Raw genomic sequence first — 16452 nt, 5'->3', positions numbered from 1 at the left:
GGATCCATGGTAGTCATCGACGGAAACAAGCTGGTCCGGGAGATCAGCGCCCTGGGCTTGGGATGCGTCTCGATCTTTGTGATCCTCAGTCTGGCCACGTTTTCGGCCCAGGATCCGTCCTTGAGCTCGGCGTCCTCGGATCTGTACGCCGTGCACAATGCCGGCGGGGTGATCGGGGCCATGCTGGCCGGGATGCTGGTCGATCTTCTGGGGGTGGGGGCGTGGATCGTCCCCGGGCTGGCTCTCTTGGCCACGGGCCGCCTCCTGTGGCCTCCGCGGGGCGTGGGCTGGACCAGGCTGCCTAGCTGGGGCATCCTTTTCCTGTGCGGACATGTCGGCTTGGAGGTCCTCTCCAGCCATGCCGGGTTCCGGATCGGAGACATGGCCGGCGGGGGATACCTGGGACAGAGCCTGCAGGAGCTCGGCATGCGCTATCTGCATGCCGGCGGGAGTGCGATCTTGTGGGTCTTTCTGACCCTGGTCGGCCTGCAGACCGCGCTGCGCATATCCTGGTCCTCTCTGCTTGGGGCTTTGATTCAGGCCGGAGGCAAAGCGGCGGATGCGCTGGCCGGATTGCTCGGCAGGGTTGCCGGGGCGGGGCGCAGGACGGCCAGGATTCAGCCGCAGGGACAAGGCGCGGATAAAGAGGACCAGGCTGGACTGCGGTCCCGAAAAGCCGTTGCCAAGGCAAAGCCCAAACCCCGCAAGCAGGCAAAGAGCCGCAGCACCCCCCAGCCTGTCCCCGCGGCCCAGCCCCCGGAGCCGGTCAAGCCGATCAAGCGGCTGAGTGCGGAGCACGATCTGCCCCCGGCCGACCTTTTGGATCAGATCCCGGCCCAGGAGGAGCACACTCAGGATGATCTGCAGGGCGTGGCCGACAAGCTTGCATCCTGCCTGGACGAGTTCGGGGTCCAGGGCACAGTGGTGGAGACCAAGCCGGGACCGGTGGTCAGCATGATCGAGTTCAGACCCGCCCCCGGGGTGAAGATCAGCCGGATCGCCAATTTGAACGATGACCTGGCCTTGGCCCTGAAGGCATCGGCTGTGCGTATCGAGGCCCCTATCCCGGGCAAGGATCTGGTGGGGGTCGAGATCCCCAATCAGGACCGCAAGACTGTCTATTTCCGTTCCATCATCGAGTCGGACGCCTTCCAGAAATCCCAGAAGCCGCTGACCATGGCCCTGGGGCAGGACATCCAGGGCCAGGCCCGGGCCGAGTCCCTGGCCCACATGCCGCACCTCCTGGTGGCCGGAGCCACTGGAGCCGGAAAGAGCGTCTGCCTGAACAGCATCCTGACCAGCTTCCTGTTCACTCATTCCCCCCAGGACCTCAAGCTCATGCTGGTCGATCCCAAGCGGATCGAGATGGCCCCTTACGGGGATCTGCCCCATCTTATTCACCCGGTGGTCACGGAGATGGATATGGCCAAGACGGCCCTGGATTGGGCGGTGCATGAGATGGACCGCCGATATGCGGCCATGGCCCGGCTCAGTGTACGCAATATTGAGGCCTACAACTCCAAGCTGGCCAAGATGGGGGACGACCTCCCGGAGGAGCTGCAGGACCTGGAGCGCATGCCCTTTCTGGTCATCATCATCGACGAGCTGGCCGATCTGATGTTCACCGCGGGCAAAGAAGCCGAGGCCAGCATTGTTCGTCTGGCCCAGCTGGCCCGGGCCGCCGGTCTGCACCTGATCATCGCCACCCAGCGCCCCTCGGTGGATGTGGTCACCGGGCTGATCAAGGCCAATTTTCCGGCCCGAATCGCCTTTCAGGTCAGCTCCAGACACGATTCGCGGACCATACTGGACAGCGGTGGGGCCGAGTACCTGCTGGGCAAGGGAGACATGCTTTTTAAGTCCAGCGCTGGCCGGATGGAGCGGATTCACGGGGCATTTATCAGCGACAATGAGATCAATGCGGCCATTGATTTCTGGAAGCACAAGGAGCCGGCGCCAGCCCAGGTGGATCTGGCCGAGTGGAAGCAGGACCAGCAGGGGGGTGGGGGGAACGGAGCCGACGACGACATCAGCCAGGATCCTCTGTACGATCAGGCAGTAGAGTCTGTGGTCACCAGCGGCAAGGCCTCTATCTCCATGATTCAGCGCCAGATGCGCATCGGATTCAATCGGGCGGCCAGGTTTATTGAACAGATGGAGCGGGATGGTATCATCGGTCCCCAGGAGGGGAGCAAACCCAGGACGGTGCTCAGGCAGTAGGATTGCGGGGCAGCCAGGGGCTGCCCCGCAATCTTGCACAGCTGAATCAGAATGTGTCCCAGTGAGTAAACTCCTCGATCTCCCGGCGCTTGGGAGGGGAGGGGACCTTGGCCGGGACCCCGACCGGGATCAGGGTGACCAGCTCCATAGCCTCCGGCATCTTGAGTGCCCGGGCCGCTTGGTCGTGGTCGAAGAGGCCGAGCATAACTGAGCCCAGGCCCATGGCGTGGGCGGCGAGACACAAATTCTGGGCTGCGAGTCCGAGATCAAACATGAACCAATCCCCGAACTTGGTCGGGGCCTGCCCTTTGTAGTATCCGGAGGTCTGTAGCTTGGCACAGAGGGCGAAGACCACAGGGGCCTGGACCACGGCATTGGTCCCTGGATTGCCCTTGGCCATGGTCTCCTGCAGCTGGGACTTGATCTGCTCGTCGCGGACCACGACCACCTCCCAGCATTGGGTGTTGGCCCAGGACGCGGACCAGCGTACGGATTCCAGAAGGGTCTGGATCTGGTCCTCGCTGAGGGGCTGCTCCTCGAACTTGCGCACAGAACGTCTGTCTTTGATGGCCTGAATCCAATCCGTCATAAGGCTTCCTCCACGATGTGGGGCAAAGATGCCCCAGGGCGTTCAATTGAAGTTTTCCGTGGTTTCTGATACCAAAACCTGAGTCTAATCAAGCTGATGTGCATGCAGAATCGAGCACATAGCTTTGATTGTCCGTTGTACCCAAAATGCAGGACGAAGTCCACCAGCCTTTGGCCCGACAACCTGGAACGGGCATGGATACGAAGCCAGGAAACGGCTGAGAGCATAAGAACCTGGGGCATGGATTGTATGCGTGGTGAAATGGAGGGAAAGGAGTTCAAAGATGCAAAAAATCAAAGTGGCTGTAGCCGGAATTGGCAATTGTGCAAGCTCGCTGATTCAAGGCTTTTTCTATTACCAAGACAAGACCCCTGAAGATGCCATCGGACTCATGCACTGGGAGATAGGGGGATACAAGCCCAGTGACATTCAAGTGGTTGCGGCCCTGGATATCGATAAACGCAAGGTTGGACGGGATGTATCGGAAGCCATCTTTGCTCCTCCCAACTGCACCCAGACTTTTTATCCCCACGTGCCGAAGCAGGATGTCGAGGTCCGCATGGGACGCATCCTGGACGGCTTTTCCGAACATATGCAGGGATATGCAGAACACAATACCTTTGTCCCGGCAGACGAGCCTGAGCCGGACAAGGAGCAGGTAGTGGCCTATCTCAAGGAAAGCGGGGCCGAGATGTTGCTCAACTACCTTCCGGTGGGATCGGAACAGGCGGTCCAGTTCTACGCCCAATGCGCCCTGGAAGCCGGGATCGGGTTTGTGAACAATATTCCGGTTTTCATTGCCAGCGACCCAGAGTGGGGCCAAAGATTTGCGGACAAGAACATTCCCATCATCGGAGACGACATCAAATCTCAGATGGGGGCCACCATCGTTCACCGGGTGCTGACAGACCTTTTCCGCCGGCGGGGGGTGCCCCTGGAGCGGACCTACCAGCTGAACACCGGCGGAAACACGGACTTTATGAATATGCTGAACAGGACCCGCCTGCAGTCCAAGAAGACGTCCAAGACCGAGGCGGTTCAGGCCGTGGCCGGCAAACGCCTGAACGAAGACGATATCCATGTCGGCCCCAGCGACTACGTAGCCTGGCAAAAAGATAATAAAATCGCCTTCATCCGTATGGACGGCAAGCTGTTTGGGGATGTGGGGATAAATCTGGAGCTGCGTCTCTCGGTAGAGGACTCCCCCAACTCGGCAGGTTGTGGGATCGATGCCATCCGGTGTATCAAGGTGGCCCTGGAACGCGGCCAGGGAGGGCCCCTGCTCGGGCCGTCCTCCTATTTTATGAAGCATCCTCCGCAACAGTACAACGACGATACCGCCTGGCAGAAGACCGAGGACTTTATCCTCGGTTCGGAATAACCCGGCGCTTGATCTGAGCGGATGGAGCTTTTGAGATAAGCGGTTGCCTTTTCTCACAAACCCACATGCCTGAACTCCCAGAAGTCGAAACCATTGCCCGGGGGCTTTCCCCTCTGGTCCAGGACCGGAGGATTGCCGACCTCGAGGTCCTGGCCCCAGGCAGCGTACATGGCGACCCGCAGGCCTTTGCCCAACGGCTGGCCGGGCGGAGCATATGCAGCGTCGGACGGCGGGGCAAGCTCCTGCTTTTTGAGCTCTCAGCCGGGCAGGTGTTGGCCGGACACTTGAAAATGACCGGCAAGTTCCTGTTTTTTCCTCCAGGCACAGCGGAGCTCACCTCCCATGCCCGGTGCATCTTCCATTTGGACGACGCAAGTACTCTGGTCTTTGAGGATCAACGCAGGTTCGGATATCTGCGATGCATGCACAGCAGCGGGCTTTCGGCCTGGCCGTTTTACGCCCGGCTGGGGCCTGAGCCTCTGCAGATGACCGAGATGGAGTTTGTCGCCTGTCTCGGTTCCAGACGAGCCGCGATCAAGGCTCTGCTCCTGGATCAGACCTGCATAGCCGGAATCGGAAATATCTATGCCGATGAGAGCCTGCATCTGGCCGGCATCCATCCTCAGACCCAGGCGGAAAGGATACCCCGAACCAGGCTCGGCTTTCTGCATCGCTGCCTGCGGGACGTTTTGACCAGGGCTGTGCATGCGGGGGGGAGCTCGTTCCGGGACTATGTGGACGGTCTGGGCAGGCCGGGATCTTATCAGGACACCTTTATGGTCTACGGCCGCAGCGGTCAGCCCTGCCGGCAGTGCAGCACAGAGCTGGCCAGGATTCGGGTCGCCGGCCGGACCACTGTCGTCTGTCCCTGCTGCCAGCCACGGGACGGATAGCCCTGGAGCGGGCCGGCAGCAGGCAGGACCGGGAAGGGCACAATCAGCAACCCGCAATGTGGCAATCTGTATCCAGCGGAGCAAAGAGGACATGAACAACGCATCCCTCTCAAAGGGGTATGAGCCCCAGAACGTAGAAGACAGATGGCTTCGGTTCTGGGATGAGGCGAAGACATTCACCCCGGATCCCGATTCGGACAAGGACCCGTTTTCCATTGTCATTCCCCCGCCCAATGTGACCGGAACCCTGCACATGGGGCACGCCCTGAACCTGACCCTGCAGGACGTCCTTTGCCGGTACAAGCGGCAGCAGGGATATAACGTGCTCTGGGTCCCGGGCACGGATCATGCCGGGATCGCCACCCAGAACGTGGTGGAAAAGGCCCTGGCCCGGGAAGGCACCAGCCGGGAGGAGCTGGGCCGGGAAAAGTTCGTGGACCGGGTATGGGAATGGAAGCAGGAGTACGGAGACAAGATCCTGAACCAGATCCAGCGCATGGGGGCCTCTGTGGACTGGTCCAGGCTGCGGTTCACCATGGACGACGGGTTGTCCCGGGCCGTGCGCGAGGTCTTTGTCCGGCTCTATGAACAGGGCCTTATCTACCAGGGGGACTACATCATCAACTGGTGCCCGCGGTGCCAGACCGCCCTGGCCGATCTGGAAGTGGAGCACGAGGACATGGACGGCGGGCTGTATCACCTCCGTTATCCGGTGGTAGATGGGGACCAGGAGATCATCATCGCCACCACCCGTCCGGAGACCATGCTCGGGGACACTGCCGTGGCCGTTCACCCTGAAGATGAACGCTATGCCCAGCTTATCGGCCGGGAAGTGGAGCTTCCGCTGGTGGGCAGAAAGATCCCGGTCATTGCCGATCCCTATGTGGACCGGGAGTTCGGGACCGGTTGCCTGAAGGTCACCCCGGCCCACGATCCGAACGACTTCGAGCTGGGAAATGCCCACGGTCTGGAGTTTATCCGGGTCATTGACGAGAACGGCCGGATGGCGCCGGAAGCCGGGGAAGCCTACGCAGGGATGGACCGCTTCCAGTGCCGGAGGCAGGTGGTTCAGGACCTCAAGGACCAGGGCTTTTTGATCAAACAGGAGCCCTACCGGCACAAGGTGGGGCAGTGCTACCGGTGCCAGACCGTGATTGAGCCGGCTGTCTCCACCCAGTGGTTCGTGGCCACGTCCACCCTGGCCGCGAAGGCCAAGGCGGCCGTGGACCGGGGGGATACCCGTATATTTCCGGCCAACTGGAAGAACCTGTACGACGAGTGGCTGGACACCATCCGGGACTGGTGCATCTCCCGGCAGATCTGGTGGGGACACCGTATCCCGGCCTGGACCTGCCGCGACTGCGGCCGGCTTATCGTGGCCAGGGAGGATCCCGACCGGTGTCCGTCCTGCCAGGGGAGCGACCTGGTCCAGGACGAGGATGTCCTGGATACCTGGTTCTCCTCCGCCCTTTGGCCGTTCAGCACCCTGGGCTGGCCGGACGAGACCCGGGACCTGCGGGCCTTCTATCCCACCAGCGTTCTGGTCACCGGCTTTGACATCATATTCTTCTGGGTGGCCAGGATGATGATGATGGGCCTGGAGTTCATGGATGAGGTGCCTTTCCGCCATGTCTATATCCACGCCCTGGTCCGGGACGAGGACGGCCGGAAGATGAGCAAGTCCACCGGGAACGTCATCGATCCCCTGGACATGATCGACCGGTACGGCGCGGATGCCCTGCGCTTTACCCTGGCCGTGTTCGCGGCCATGGGCCGGGACATCAAGCTCTCCGAGTCCAGGATTGAAGGCTATAAGCACTTCATCAACAAGATCTGGAATGCGGCCCGCTTCGCCCTGATGAATCTGGACCAGGATGTGCCGGCCCTGAACCGGGAGGACGTCTCCGGGTTCAGCCACCGCTATATCCTGCATGAGCTGGAGCAGGTCAAGAAGCAGGTCTCCCGGGCCCTGGACAGCTACCACTTCAACCAGGCGGCCCAGACCCTGTACCGGTTTGTATGGCACACCTACTGCGACTGGTATCTGGAGATGATCAAAAACGAGCTCTCCAGCCAGGATCCCGCCGCCCGCTCCCGGGCCCAGACCTGTCTGCTGCACAGCCTGAGCGAGATATTGATCCTCCTTCATCCGTTCATCCCCTTTGTCAGTCAGGAGATATGGTCCCATCTCCCGGTCCGGGAAGAGGAGAACCTAGCCGCGGCCGCCTTCCCGGCCCTGCATCCGGAAAGCGAGGATCCCGCCTTGGGAGAGGATATGGAGTTCTTCCAGGGCGTGGTGGTCAGCATCCGGAACATCCGCAGCGAGCTGAACATCGCGCCCTCCACCAAGCTCGAGGTCCTGGTTCAGGCCGAGGGGCGGCCGGCGGCGTTTCTGGAGGAGCAGCAGGAGGTGATCTGCACCCTGGCCCGGCTGCAGTCCCTGACTGTCCAGCCCGAGGTCGTGCCCCCCCAGGCCGTGGCCAGTGCCGTTGTCCAGGGCTGTGAGGTGTATGTGCCCCTGGAGGGGATTGTTGATTTTGAGTCCGAGCTGGCCCGCCTGGACAAGCAGTTGGCCAAGATCGACAAGGATATGCAGGGCCTGGGCAAGAAGCTGGAGAACGAGAATTTTGTGGCCAAGGCCCCGGCCGAGGTGGTGGACAAGGAGCGCTCCCGGCTCAAGGAGCTGCGGGAAAAACGGGAAAAGCTGGCTGAGCTGCAGGGCAGGCTGCAGCAGTGCGTGGCCTGAACCCCTGCATGAAGTCTTATTTATGAGCAAAGTTTATCTCCTTGGGGCCGGACCCGGGGATCCAGGGCTCTTGACCCTCAGGGCCCGGGAGATCCTGGCCGCAGCAGACACCGTTGTCTACGACTACCTGGCCAGCCCCGGACTATTGGAGCACTGCCGCCGGGACGCGGAGCTCATCTATGTGGGCAAGAAGGGCGGAGATCACACCATGGGGCAGCAGGATATCAACGCCCTGCTGGTGGACAAGGCCAGGTCCGGCCGGTGCGTGGCCAGGCTTAAAGGCGGGGATCCGTACGTCTTCGGCCGGGGGGCGGAGGAAGTCGAGGACTTGGTGGCAGCCGGGATCGACTTCGAGGTCGTGCCCGGAGTGACCTCGGCGGTTGCTGCTCCGGCCTACGCCGGCATCCCTTTGACCCACCGGCGGTACTCTTCTTCAGTGACTTTCATTACCGGCCACGAGGACCCGGGCAAGACTGAAAGCGCCCACAACTGGGCGGCTTTGGCCCAGAGCGCCAGCACCCTGGTCTTCTTCATGGGGGTGAAGAACCTGGATTCGATCACAGCCAATCTGGTTCAGGCCGGGATGGAGGAAACCACCCCAGCGGCTCTGGTCCGCTGGGGCACGACCTGCCGGCAGCAGACCCTGACCGGGACGGTGGCGGATATAGCGCCCGCGGCCCGGGCTGCGGGGTTCAAGGCCCCGGCCCTGCTGATCGTCGGCCAGGTGGTCGGCCTGCGGGACACCTTGTCCTGGTTTGAGCATAAGCCGCTCTTGGGCCGGGGAGTGGTGGTCACCCGGGCCAGAGAGCAGGCCAGCTCCCTCCTCCAGCTGTTGCAGGAGCACGGGGCCTGCTGCTATCAGTTTCCGACCATCGCCATCTCCGCGCTGGAAGATACGGGAGAGGTGCAGGAGGCCGTGGACAGGCTGGGCTCCTACGACTGGTGCATCTTCACCTCAGTCAACGGGGTCAGGCACTTCTGGTCCGTGCTGGAGGCAAAAGGGCTGGACTCCAGGGCCTTGGGGCGGGCCAAGGTGGGGGCTATCGGTCCGGCCACCGCCCGGGCCTTGCAGGACAAGGGAATCAATCCGGATGTGGTCCCGGAGAAGTACGTTGCTGAGTCCGTGATCTCCAGTCTGAAGGAGAAGGGGATCGCCGGGAACAGAGTGCTCATCCCCAGGGCGGAAAAGGCCAGGGAGATCCTGCCCAGGGAGCTGATCCGGGCCGGCGCCGAGGTGGACGTGGTCCCGGTCTACCGGACCGGTCTTGCTGAGCAGAACGGGGAGGACATCCTGCAGGCCATGAATAATGGTGAGATCCAGTATGTGACCTTTACCAGCTCCTCCACTGTGGAAAATTTTTTCCGGCTTATTCCTCCGGAACAGCTGCATCCCTTTGTTCCGGACCAGGTCAAGTTGGCCTGCATCGGGCCGATTACGGCCAGGACCCTGGAAGGGTACGGATTTTCCGCCCATGTGCAGCCTGCAGAGTATACCGTGCCGGCCCTGGCCCAGGCCCTGGTGGAGGATGCAGGTTGAGCAGGAAACGGGCGACCCCCGGCCGGCCTTACGATAACGAATACCAATTATGTCCTTGCCTATAGCAGTTCTCATCTCCGGCGGCGGGTCCAACCTGCAGGCCCTGATCGACCGCATCGAGCAGGGTTCGCTGCAGGCCAGTATCCAGGTTGTGGTCTCCAACGTCCCCCGGGCCAAGGGCCTGGAACGGGCAGAGAAGCACGGCATAGCCTGTCGCGTTGTGCCCCAGGCTGAGTACTCTTCCAGGCAGGCCCACGACCGGGCGGTGATCGCCATCCTGCACAGCTTCGGGGTGCAGGCCGTGTGCCTGGCCGGGTATATGCGCCTGATCAGCCCGGAGTTTGTGCAGGCCTTTCCGAATCGAGTCCTGAACATCCATCCCTCCTTGCTGCCCAGCTTTCCGGGCCTGCATGCCCAAAACCAGGCCGTGGACTACGGGGTGCGGGTAAGTGGAGCCACTGTCCATTTTGTGGATCAGGAGCTGGATCACGGTCCGATCATTATTCAAGGCTCGGTCCCTCTGTATCCAGAGGACGCAGAAGAGGAGGCGGCCCGGCGGATTCTGGCCCTGGAGCATCGTATTTACCCCCAGGCCGTGCAGTGGATGGCTGAAGACCGGCTGCGGATAGCACAAGGCCGGGTCCATGTCCTCTCCTCCCACTCGGAGCCAGCGGATACATCCTCTGTTTTCCCCTGTCTGATCAATCCCGGCCTGGAATTAGGCTTTTGACCGGAAATCACTCCGGAGCAAAGGGTACAAAAAGGCTTTTCTGTGGTCCGGACAGAAAAGCCTTTTTTGTAACAGAATTGTCACATTGTTGTGACACTCTTGGCACCTGGGATGCATATGGTGATTGCAGTTGTTTTGGACAGCCCGGCAAACACCACAGCACACCAGGAGGTTAAGAGCCATGAAACGCCTTTTCAATTTGTTCGCCCTGAGCGCGGCGGCACTTCTCCTGATCGCCGGTCCGGCCCAGGCCAGGGACCAGATCAGGATCGTAGGATCCAGCACGGTCTATCCCTTTGCCAGCTATGTGACCGAGGAGTTCGGGGTCACGACCAAGTATTCCACCCCGGTGATTGAATCCACAGGCTCGGGCGGCGGGTTCAAGCTGTTTTCCGAGGGGGTGGGAGCGGATACTCCGGATATCAGCAACGCCTCCAGGAGAATGAAGGTCAGCGAGTATGAGCGGTGCCAAAAAAACGGGGTGGAAAAGATCCATGAAGTCCTCATCGGCTACGACGGCATCTCCCTTTGCGAACATGAGGGCAACCCGCAGCTGAACCTTACCCGGGAGGAGATCCTGCTGGCCGTGGCCGCCAAGGTCCCCCAGGACGGCAAGCTGGTGGAAAACCCCTATACCCACTGGGATGAGATCAATCCCGATCTGCCCCACCGGAAGATCACCATCTACGGCCCGCCGACCACCTCCGGGACCAGGGACGCCTTTGAAGAACTGGTCATGGAAGCGGCCAGCGATGGCCTCGAGGCCTACGGCGGGGAGTACAGCACCATCCGGGACGATGGGGCGTATGTTCCGGCCGGGGAGAATGACAATCTCATCGTGCAGCGCCTGACCAAGGATACGGAAGCCCTGGGCATTTTCGGCTACAGCTTCCTGGACAACAATCGGGACAAGATCCGGGCGGTGCATATCGACGGCGTTGCTCCCAAAGCGGATTCCATCTCCTCTGGAGAATACCCTGTGGCCCGCAGCCTTTACTTCTACGTCAAGCTGGCTCATCTGGACCAGATCCCCGGCATCCAGGAGTATGTGGATCTGTTTTTGAGTGAAAGGATGATCGGGGACTACGGCTACTTGAAAGAGATCGGGCTCATTCCGATGCCCAAGGAAGACCGGGAGGCCGCCCGGGCCGCCTGGAAGCAACGGTCCCTGCTGACCAAGTCCGATTTGAAACACTAACCCGCCGTGCCGTTCGTCCCGCAAGGCCAGGCCCGGCCCGCGGATCAACCCGCGGGCCGGGCTTTGTCCATGCGCCTGTGCCGGAGCCGGAACACAGGCCCCGGAAGATCGATGCGAGAAGACAGAGTGGAGAAAGCAGGGTGACAGACGACAATATGCTCCTCTATTTCTTCGGCGGTCTTGTGCCCCTGGCTGTCATGGCCTATCAGCTGGGCCGCCGAAAGGCACAGGTACAGCAGGCCCAAGGTGGCCGGCTCCATTCCCAACCGGGGTTCTACGGCTGGTATTCCTGCATCTGGCTGGTCCTGCCCGCTCTGACCGCCTCCCTTGCTTTCGCCCTGCTGCATGTCGTGGATGCGTACAGCGCACCGCCGTCCATGCTTGTTGCCGCCGCACTCGCCTGTGCAGCAGGAGGGCTGATAGTGGGCCTGCGGGCCATTCGGCCCGGCCTGGCGGCCAGGAAAAAGGTGGAAACCGTGATCCGCTGGCTGCTGCTTGTGGCCTCCGCGGTCTCCATCCTGACTACCCTGGGCATTGTCTTTTCCATTGTGTTCGAGGCCATCAAGTTTTTCCAAATCGTCAGTCTCTGGGAGTTCATCACCGGAACCAAATGGGCCCCGGATGCCGCGTTTTTATCCGGAGCGGGACGGACCGGGGAGGCTGCCGCCGAACCAAAGTTCGGTGCAGTTCCCATCTTTGCCGGCACATTCATGATTACAGGCATCGCCATGCTGGTGGCCGTGCCCATCGGTCTTCTTTCCGCTATCTTCATGTCTGAGTACGCCTCGCGGACCATCAGGGGCTGGGCCAAACCGGTTCTGGAGATCCTGGCCGGGATTCCCACCGTGGTCTATGGCTTTTTCGCAGCCATCACGGTCAGTCCTTTAGTGGTGGCCGGAGCAGAGATGCTCGGGCTGGAAGCGGATTACACCAACGCCCTGACCCCGGGGCTGGTTATGGGGGTGATGATCATTCCCTTTATCTCCTCCCTTTCTGACGACATCATCAACTCCATTCCCCAAAGCATGCGCGAGGGATCCTACGCCTTGGGGACCACCCAATCGGAGACCATCAAGCACGTCTTGCTGCCCGCAGCCCTGCCGGGCATTGTTTCCGCTTTTCTTCTCGGGGTTTCGCGAGCGCTGGGGGAGACCATGATCGTGGTCATGGCCGCAGGGCTGCGGCCCAATCTGACCTGGAATCCCCTGGAAGGCATGACCACGGTCACAGTGCGCATAGTGGACGCCCTGACCGGGGATCTGGCTTTTGACAGCGCTGAGACCCTGTCCGCCTTTGGTCTGGGATTGACCCTGTTCGTGGTCACCCTGGTGCTCAATGTCATATCCACTGTGGTCATTAGGCGGTTTAAACAGCAATACGAGCTGTAGTACTTCGTGCCATGTCTGGATACAACGTCCAATGAAACACGCGGCAGGCAAACAACGATGACCAAGGACAGTATGTCAGCGGAAAAGCGAACCCGGAAGCGATACCGAGCCGAAAAACGATTCAGGCTGTATTGCGCTCTGGCCCTTGTTCTGGGATGCTCTTTTCTGCTTGTCTTTCTGGCCGATCTGATCGGCAAAGGCTACTCCGCCTTTCGGCAGACCCAGATACAGGTTGAGGTCAGCTATACTGAGCAGAGCCTGGAGGTGCCCATGCTGGCGGTGGGTGAACAGAGCCGTTCCCTGGTCAGCCGGGCCTTCTTCCGCCGCTTGCCCCGGCAAGTGAGCACCCATCCTGAGCTCATGGGCACAGAGCAGACCAAATGGGTGGTGGCCGTGGGAGAGGTGGATCAGTATGTGAAAGGCAAGCCCAGCGGCCTCTCAGCCCAGGAGAAGCAGGTTGTGGAGACACTGAAGGCCCAAGGAGACATCCGCCTGGCCTTTAATACCTATTTTTTCACCAACGGCGATTCCAAGCTTCCGGAGATCGCCGGGATCAAATCCGCTGCCCTGGGAACGGTCTACGTCCTTTTCCTGACCATGCTGTTCAGCTTTCCGGTCGGGGTGCTGACCGCCATTTATCTGGAGGAGTACGCCCCGGACAATTGGTTTACCCAGATCATCGAGGTGAACATCAACAATCTGGCGGCAATCCCTTCCATCCTCTACGGGCTTTTGGGCTTGGCCATTTTCATCAACACCTTCGGGGTCCCCAGGTCCTCGGCCCTGGTCGGCGGGCTGACCCTGGCCCTGATGAGCCTGCCGGTGATCATCATCAGCTCCCGGGCAGCCATACGGGCGGTTCCGGATTCCATTCGGGAAGCCGCCTTCGGAGTGGGGGCCTCCAGGTGGCAGACGACCATCCACCACGTGCTGCCCTTTTCCCTACCCGGGATCCTGACCGGATCGATCATCGCCCTGGCCCAGGCCATGGGCGAGACCGCCCCGCTGCTTATCGTGGGCATGATGGCCTTCATCCCGGAGGCGCCTCCCGGCTTCACCGACGCGGCTACCGTGCTCCCGGCCCAGATATATACCTGGTCCTCAGCAGCCCTGCGTCCGTATGCAGAACGGACGGCCGCCGCCATCCTGGTCCTTCTGGCGGTCCTTATTTTCTTAAACGCCACGGCTGTTTTCCTGCGCAAGCGCTATGAACGTAGGTGGTGATGCATGGCTGAAACTCCGTGTGTGCTGATTGTTGAGGACGACCCGGACATCCTCAATCTTTTGACCTTCACCATCCAGAATCAGGGGTACAGCGTCCTGCAATCCAAACACGGGGAGGAAGGACTGATTACCGCCCGTACACATCGGCCGGACATGATTTTGTTGGATCTCATGCTGCCGGGGATGGATGGGATCGCTGTTTGCCGGGCACTCAAGGACAGGGCGGAGACAGCCCGCATCCCGGTGATTATGCTCACAGCCAAGGGGGAGGAGGGGGACCGGATTCTGGGACTGGAGACCGGGGCCGACGATTATGTGGTCAAGCCTTTCAGTCCCCGGGAGCTGGTGCTCAGGGTGGAGGCGGTCCTGCGCCGGTCCCGGGACCGGCAGGAACAGGAGGCTGTCTGGGAGTACGCCGGTTTGCGGGTCGAGATGGACGCCTTTCAGGCCACCCTGGACGGTCGGGAGCTGGAGCTGACCAGTACGGAGTTTCATCTTTTGGCCGCGTTGATCCGTTCCCGGGGCAGGGTTCTGACCAGGGAGCAGCTTCTGGACCAGGTCTGGGGATACGAGTTCGACGGGTACGCCCGGACCGTGGATACCCATATGCATCGCCTCCGGCACAAGCTCGGGCGGGCGGCGGAGTGGATTCAAACCGTGCGGGGCGTGGGATACAGACTGAAAAAGGCGGGAGAGGCATGAGATTTCGGCAGCGTATTTTCTGGCCTTTTGCTGTGGTCCTGGCCGGGGCGATGGTTGCGGCCTATCTGCTCTTCAGCTCAGTGGTGTCCAAGGAGTTTCACGGGCAAGCGGCTACAAACGCCATGCGCTATCTCAAGCATATAGACTGGCTGGTGCACCGGGAGCTGCAGACAGCGGAGCCCTCCTGGCTGCAGGACGTGCTCAAGGAGATCGGGCAGAACTTGAACCTGCGGGTGACGTATATAGACGCGTCCGGCCGGGTGGTGGCCGACTCCGGTCTGTTGCAGGAAGAGATTGCGGGCATGGAAAACCACGCCGGGCGCCCGGAAATACAGGAGGCGATGCGCACTGGAACCGGGCAGAGTCTGCGGTACAGCTCCACCCTGCAGACCAGCTTCCTCTATGTATCCCTGCGCACCGAGCCCATATCCGGCTCCCGGCCCGCGGTGCTGCGAGTGGCCATGCCGACCCGGCAGGTTCAGACCGCGTTGGACCGGGTGCGGGGGCAGCTCGTCTTCTTTCTGGCCGGGGTGGTGCTCCTGACCGGAGTGCTCAGCTGGCTGATCAGCCGCCGGCTGGGTATTGAGATCACGACATTGAGCGCATCCGCAGAAGCAATCGGGGCAGGCGATTTGAACAAGAGGATCGAACAAGCTCCGGGCCGGGACTTTCAGCCTCTGGTTCAAAGCATCAATCGAATGGCCAAACGCCTGCAAGCCACCCTGCACGAGGTCTCAAACCGGCGGGATGAGCTGGAGACCTTGCTCAACGGTATGCATGAGGGGGTTTTTGTCCTCGATGCCCGGGGCAAGGTTGCCATGGCCAATACGGCCATGCTCGAGCTGTCCGGCGCGTCAGGATCAGTGCTGCACCGCGAGCCCATTGAGTTCCTGCGCAGTCCGGAGCTTCAGGAGCTGTGCACCCGAATGCTGGGCCAGTCCGAAGGGCGGACCGAACATGTCTTCCTGCATCTGCCGCGGGACATATGTGTGGAGGCAACGGTAATCCAGGTTCGGTTCAAGGCCCTGGAAGAACAGCGGCTGATCGTGGTTTTGCATGACGTGACGGAGCTGAAAAAGCTGGAACAGGTCCGCAAGGACTTTGTGGCCAATGTCTCCCACGAACTGCGGACCCCATTGACGGCGATCAAGGGATATGCCGAGTCCCTGGCCGCACATCCCGGACAGGACCCGGGACAGGTCAGGGATTTCGTGCAGGTCATTGTCCGCAATGCAAACCAGATGAACCATATGCTGGACAATCTGTTGCAGTTGGCCAGGCTGGAAGCCAAGGGCGCCGGCAGGGACCAGGCGGCGGCAGATGCGCAAACGGTTCTGGTCAGGGCCTGGGAGGCATGCAGGCCACTGGCCCGGGAAAGGGAGGTGAGCCTGCACAATGAACTCCCGGAGCACAGGGTCTGGGTGGCTGTTGATCCGGATCAGCTATACCAGGTGTGGGTCAACTTGCTGGACAACGCCCTGAAGTACGGTCCGGCCCGGAGCTGGATCAGGGCCTGGGCCGAGGAGGGCGAGCAAGAGTGGACTCTGGCCCTGCAGGACAATGGCCCCGGCTTGGAAGCCGGGCAGCGGGAGCGCATATTTGAGCGTTTCTACCGCGGAAGGCGGGGAACTGAGCAGGATCAACCCCAGGGCAGTGGTTTGGGCTTGGCCATCTGCCGCCATATCCTGGCCAACAGCAAGGGCCGGATCTGGGTTCAAAGCCCGGCCCCGGATACCCTGGAAGGCTCTGTGTTCTCTTTCAGTCTGCCCAAGGCCGGGCCCGGGGCTGGACAATGATCCCCGGGCCCTACGCTCAAGGCACACAGAAGTGACGGCAAACTCTTA

The 16452-nt window shown here is 61.2% G+C and carries 12 protein-coding genes; 11 read left to right on the top strand and 1 reads right to left on the bottom strand.

Features of this window, described 5'->3' with window-relative positions:
• The first annotated feature begins 6 nt into the window (after positions 1-6).
• Positions 7-2220: a DNA translocase FtsK gene (locus tag N902_RS0101220; RefSeq protein WP_051564066.1), complete on the top strand. Its 2214-nt coding sequence runs from the start codon at positions 7-9 to the stop codon at positions 2218-2220.
• Positions 2221-2266: 46 nt separating this feature from the next.
• On the opposite strand, the gene N902_RS0101215 is transcribed toward N902_RS0101220, so the two are convergent.
• Complete coding sequence (locus N902_RS0101215) at positions 2267-2809, bottom strand: nitroreductase family protein (RefSeq protein ID WP_027369440.1); 543 nt, start codon at positions 2807-2809, stop codon at positions 2267-2269.
• 283 nt (positions 2810-3092) lie between these two features.
• Here N902_RS0101215 and N902_RS0101210 point away from each other — a divergent pair, with 283 nt between their 5' ends.
• From N902_RS0101210 to N902_RS0101165, 10 genes are all read left to right on the top strand, one after another.
• Positions 3093-4190 (top strand): inositol-3-phosphate synthase, encoded by a 1098-nt coding sequence (locus N902_RS0101210; protein WP_027369439.1) that lies wholly within the window; start codon positions 3093-3095, stop codon positions 4188-4190.
• A 65-nt stretch (positions 4191-4255) separates the two neighbouring features.
• Complete coding sequence (gene mutM, locus N902_RS0101205) at positions 4256-5083, top strand: bifunctional DNA-formamidopyrimidine glycosylase/DNA-(apurinic or apyrimidinic site) lyase (RefSeq protein WP_027369438.1); 828 nt, start codon at positions 4256-4258, stop codon at positions 5081-5083.
• A gap of 91 nt (positions 5084-5174) precedes the next feature.
• Positions 5175-7829 carry a valine--tRNA ligase gene (locus N902_RS0101200; RefSeq protein ID WP_027369437.1) on the top strand — a complete coding sequence of 885 codons (2655 nt, stop codon included), beginning with the start codon at positions 5175-5177 and terminating at the stop codon, positions 7827-7829.
• A 22-nt stretch (positions 7830-7851) separates the two neighbouring features.
• Complete coding sequence (gene cobA / locus N902_RS0101195) at positions 7852-9366, top strand: uroporphyrinogen-III C-methyltransferase (RefSeq protein WP_027369436.1); 1515 nt, start codon at positions 7852-7854, stop codon at positions 9364-9366.
• Between the two features lie 49 nt (positions 9367-9415).
• Entirely contained in the window at positions 9416-10096 is a 681-nt protein-coding gene (gene purN / locus N902_RS0101190) for a phosphoribosylglycinamide formyltransferase (RefSeq protein WP_027369435.1), read from the top strand.
• A 181-nt stretch (positions 10097-10277) separates the two neighbouring features.
• Entirely contained in the window at positions 10278-11294 is a 1017-nt protein-coding gene (locus tag N902_RS0101185) for a PstS family phosphate ABC transporter substrate-binding protein (protein WP_027369434.1), read from the top strand.
• Positions 11295-11434: 140 nt separating this feature from the next.
• The gene (gene pstC, locus N902_RS0101180; RefSeq protein ID WP_425246315.1) at positions 11435-12682 is read left to right on the top strand and encodes a phosphate ABC transporter permease subunit PstC; all 1248 of its coding nucleotides are present in this window, start codon (positions 11435-11437) and stop codon (positions 12680-12682) included.
• A gap of 72 nt (positions 12683-12754) precedes the next feature.
• Positions 12755-13906 carry a phosphate ABC transporter permease PstA gene (pstA, locus tag N902_RS0101175; protein WP_244147352.1) on the top strand — a complete coding sequence of 384 codons (1152 nt, stop codon included), beginning with the start codon at positions 12755-12757 and terminating at the stop codon, positions 13904-13906.
• A gap of 3 nt (positions 13907-13909) precedes the next feature.
• Positions 13910-14608, top strand: a complete 699-nt coding sequence (locus N902_RS0101170) for a response regulator (protein WP_027369431.1) — start codon at positions 13910-13912, stop codon at positions 14606-14608.
• Positions 14605-16404: a sensor histidine kinase gene (locus N902_RS0101165; protein ID WP_027369430.1), complete on the top strand. Its 1800-nt coding sequence runs from the start codon at positions 14605-14607 to the stop codon at positions 16402-16404. Before N902_RS0101170 ends, N902_RS0101165 begins: the two co-directional genes overlap by 4 nt.
• Positions 16405-16452: the final 48 nt, after the last annotated feature.

It is taken from the genome of Desulfovermiculus halophilus DSM 18834 (assembly GCF_000620765.1).
GTDB classification, from domain to species: domain Bacteria; phylum Desulfobacterota; class Desulfovibrionia; order Desulfovibrionales; family Desulfothermaceae; genus Desulfovermiculus; species Desulfovermiculus halophilus.
The sequence above is the reverse complement of the archived record's forward strand: the minus strand, read 5'-3'. Positions and strand labels throughout refer to the sequence as shown.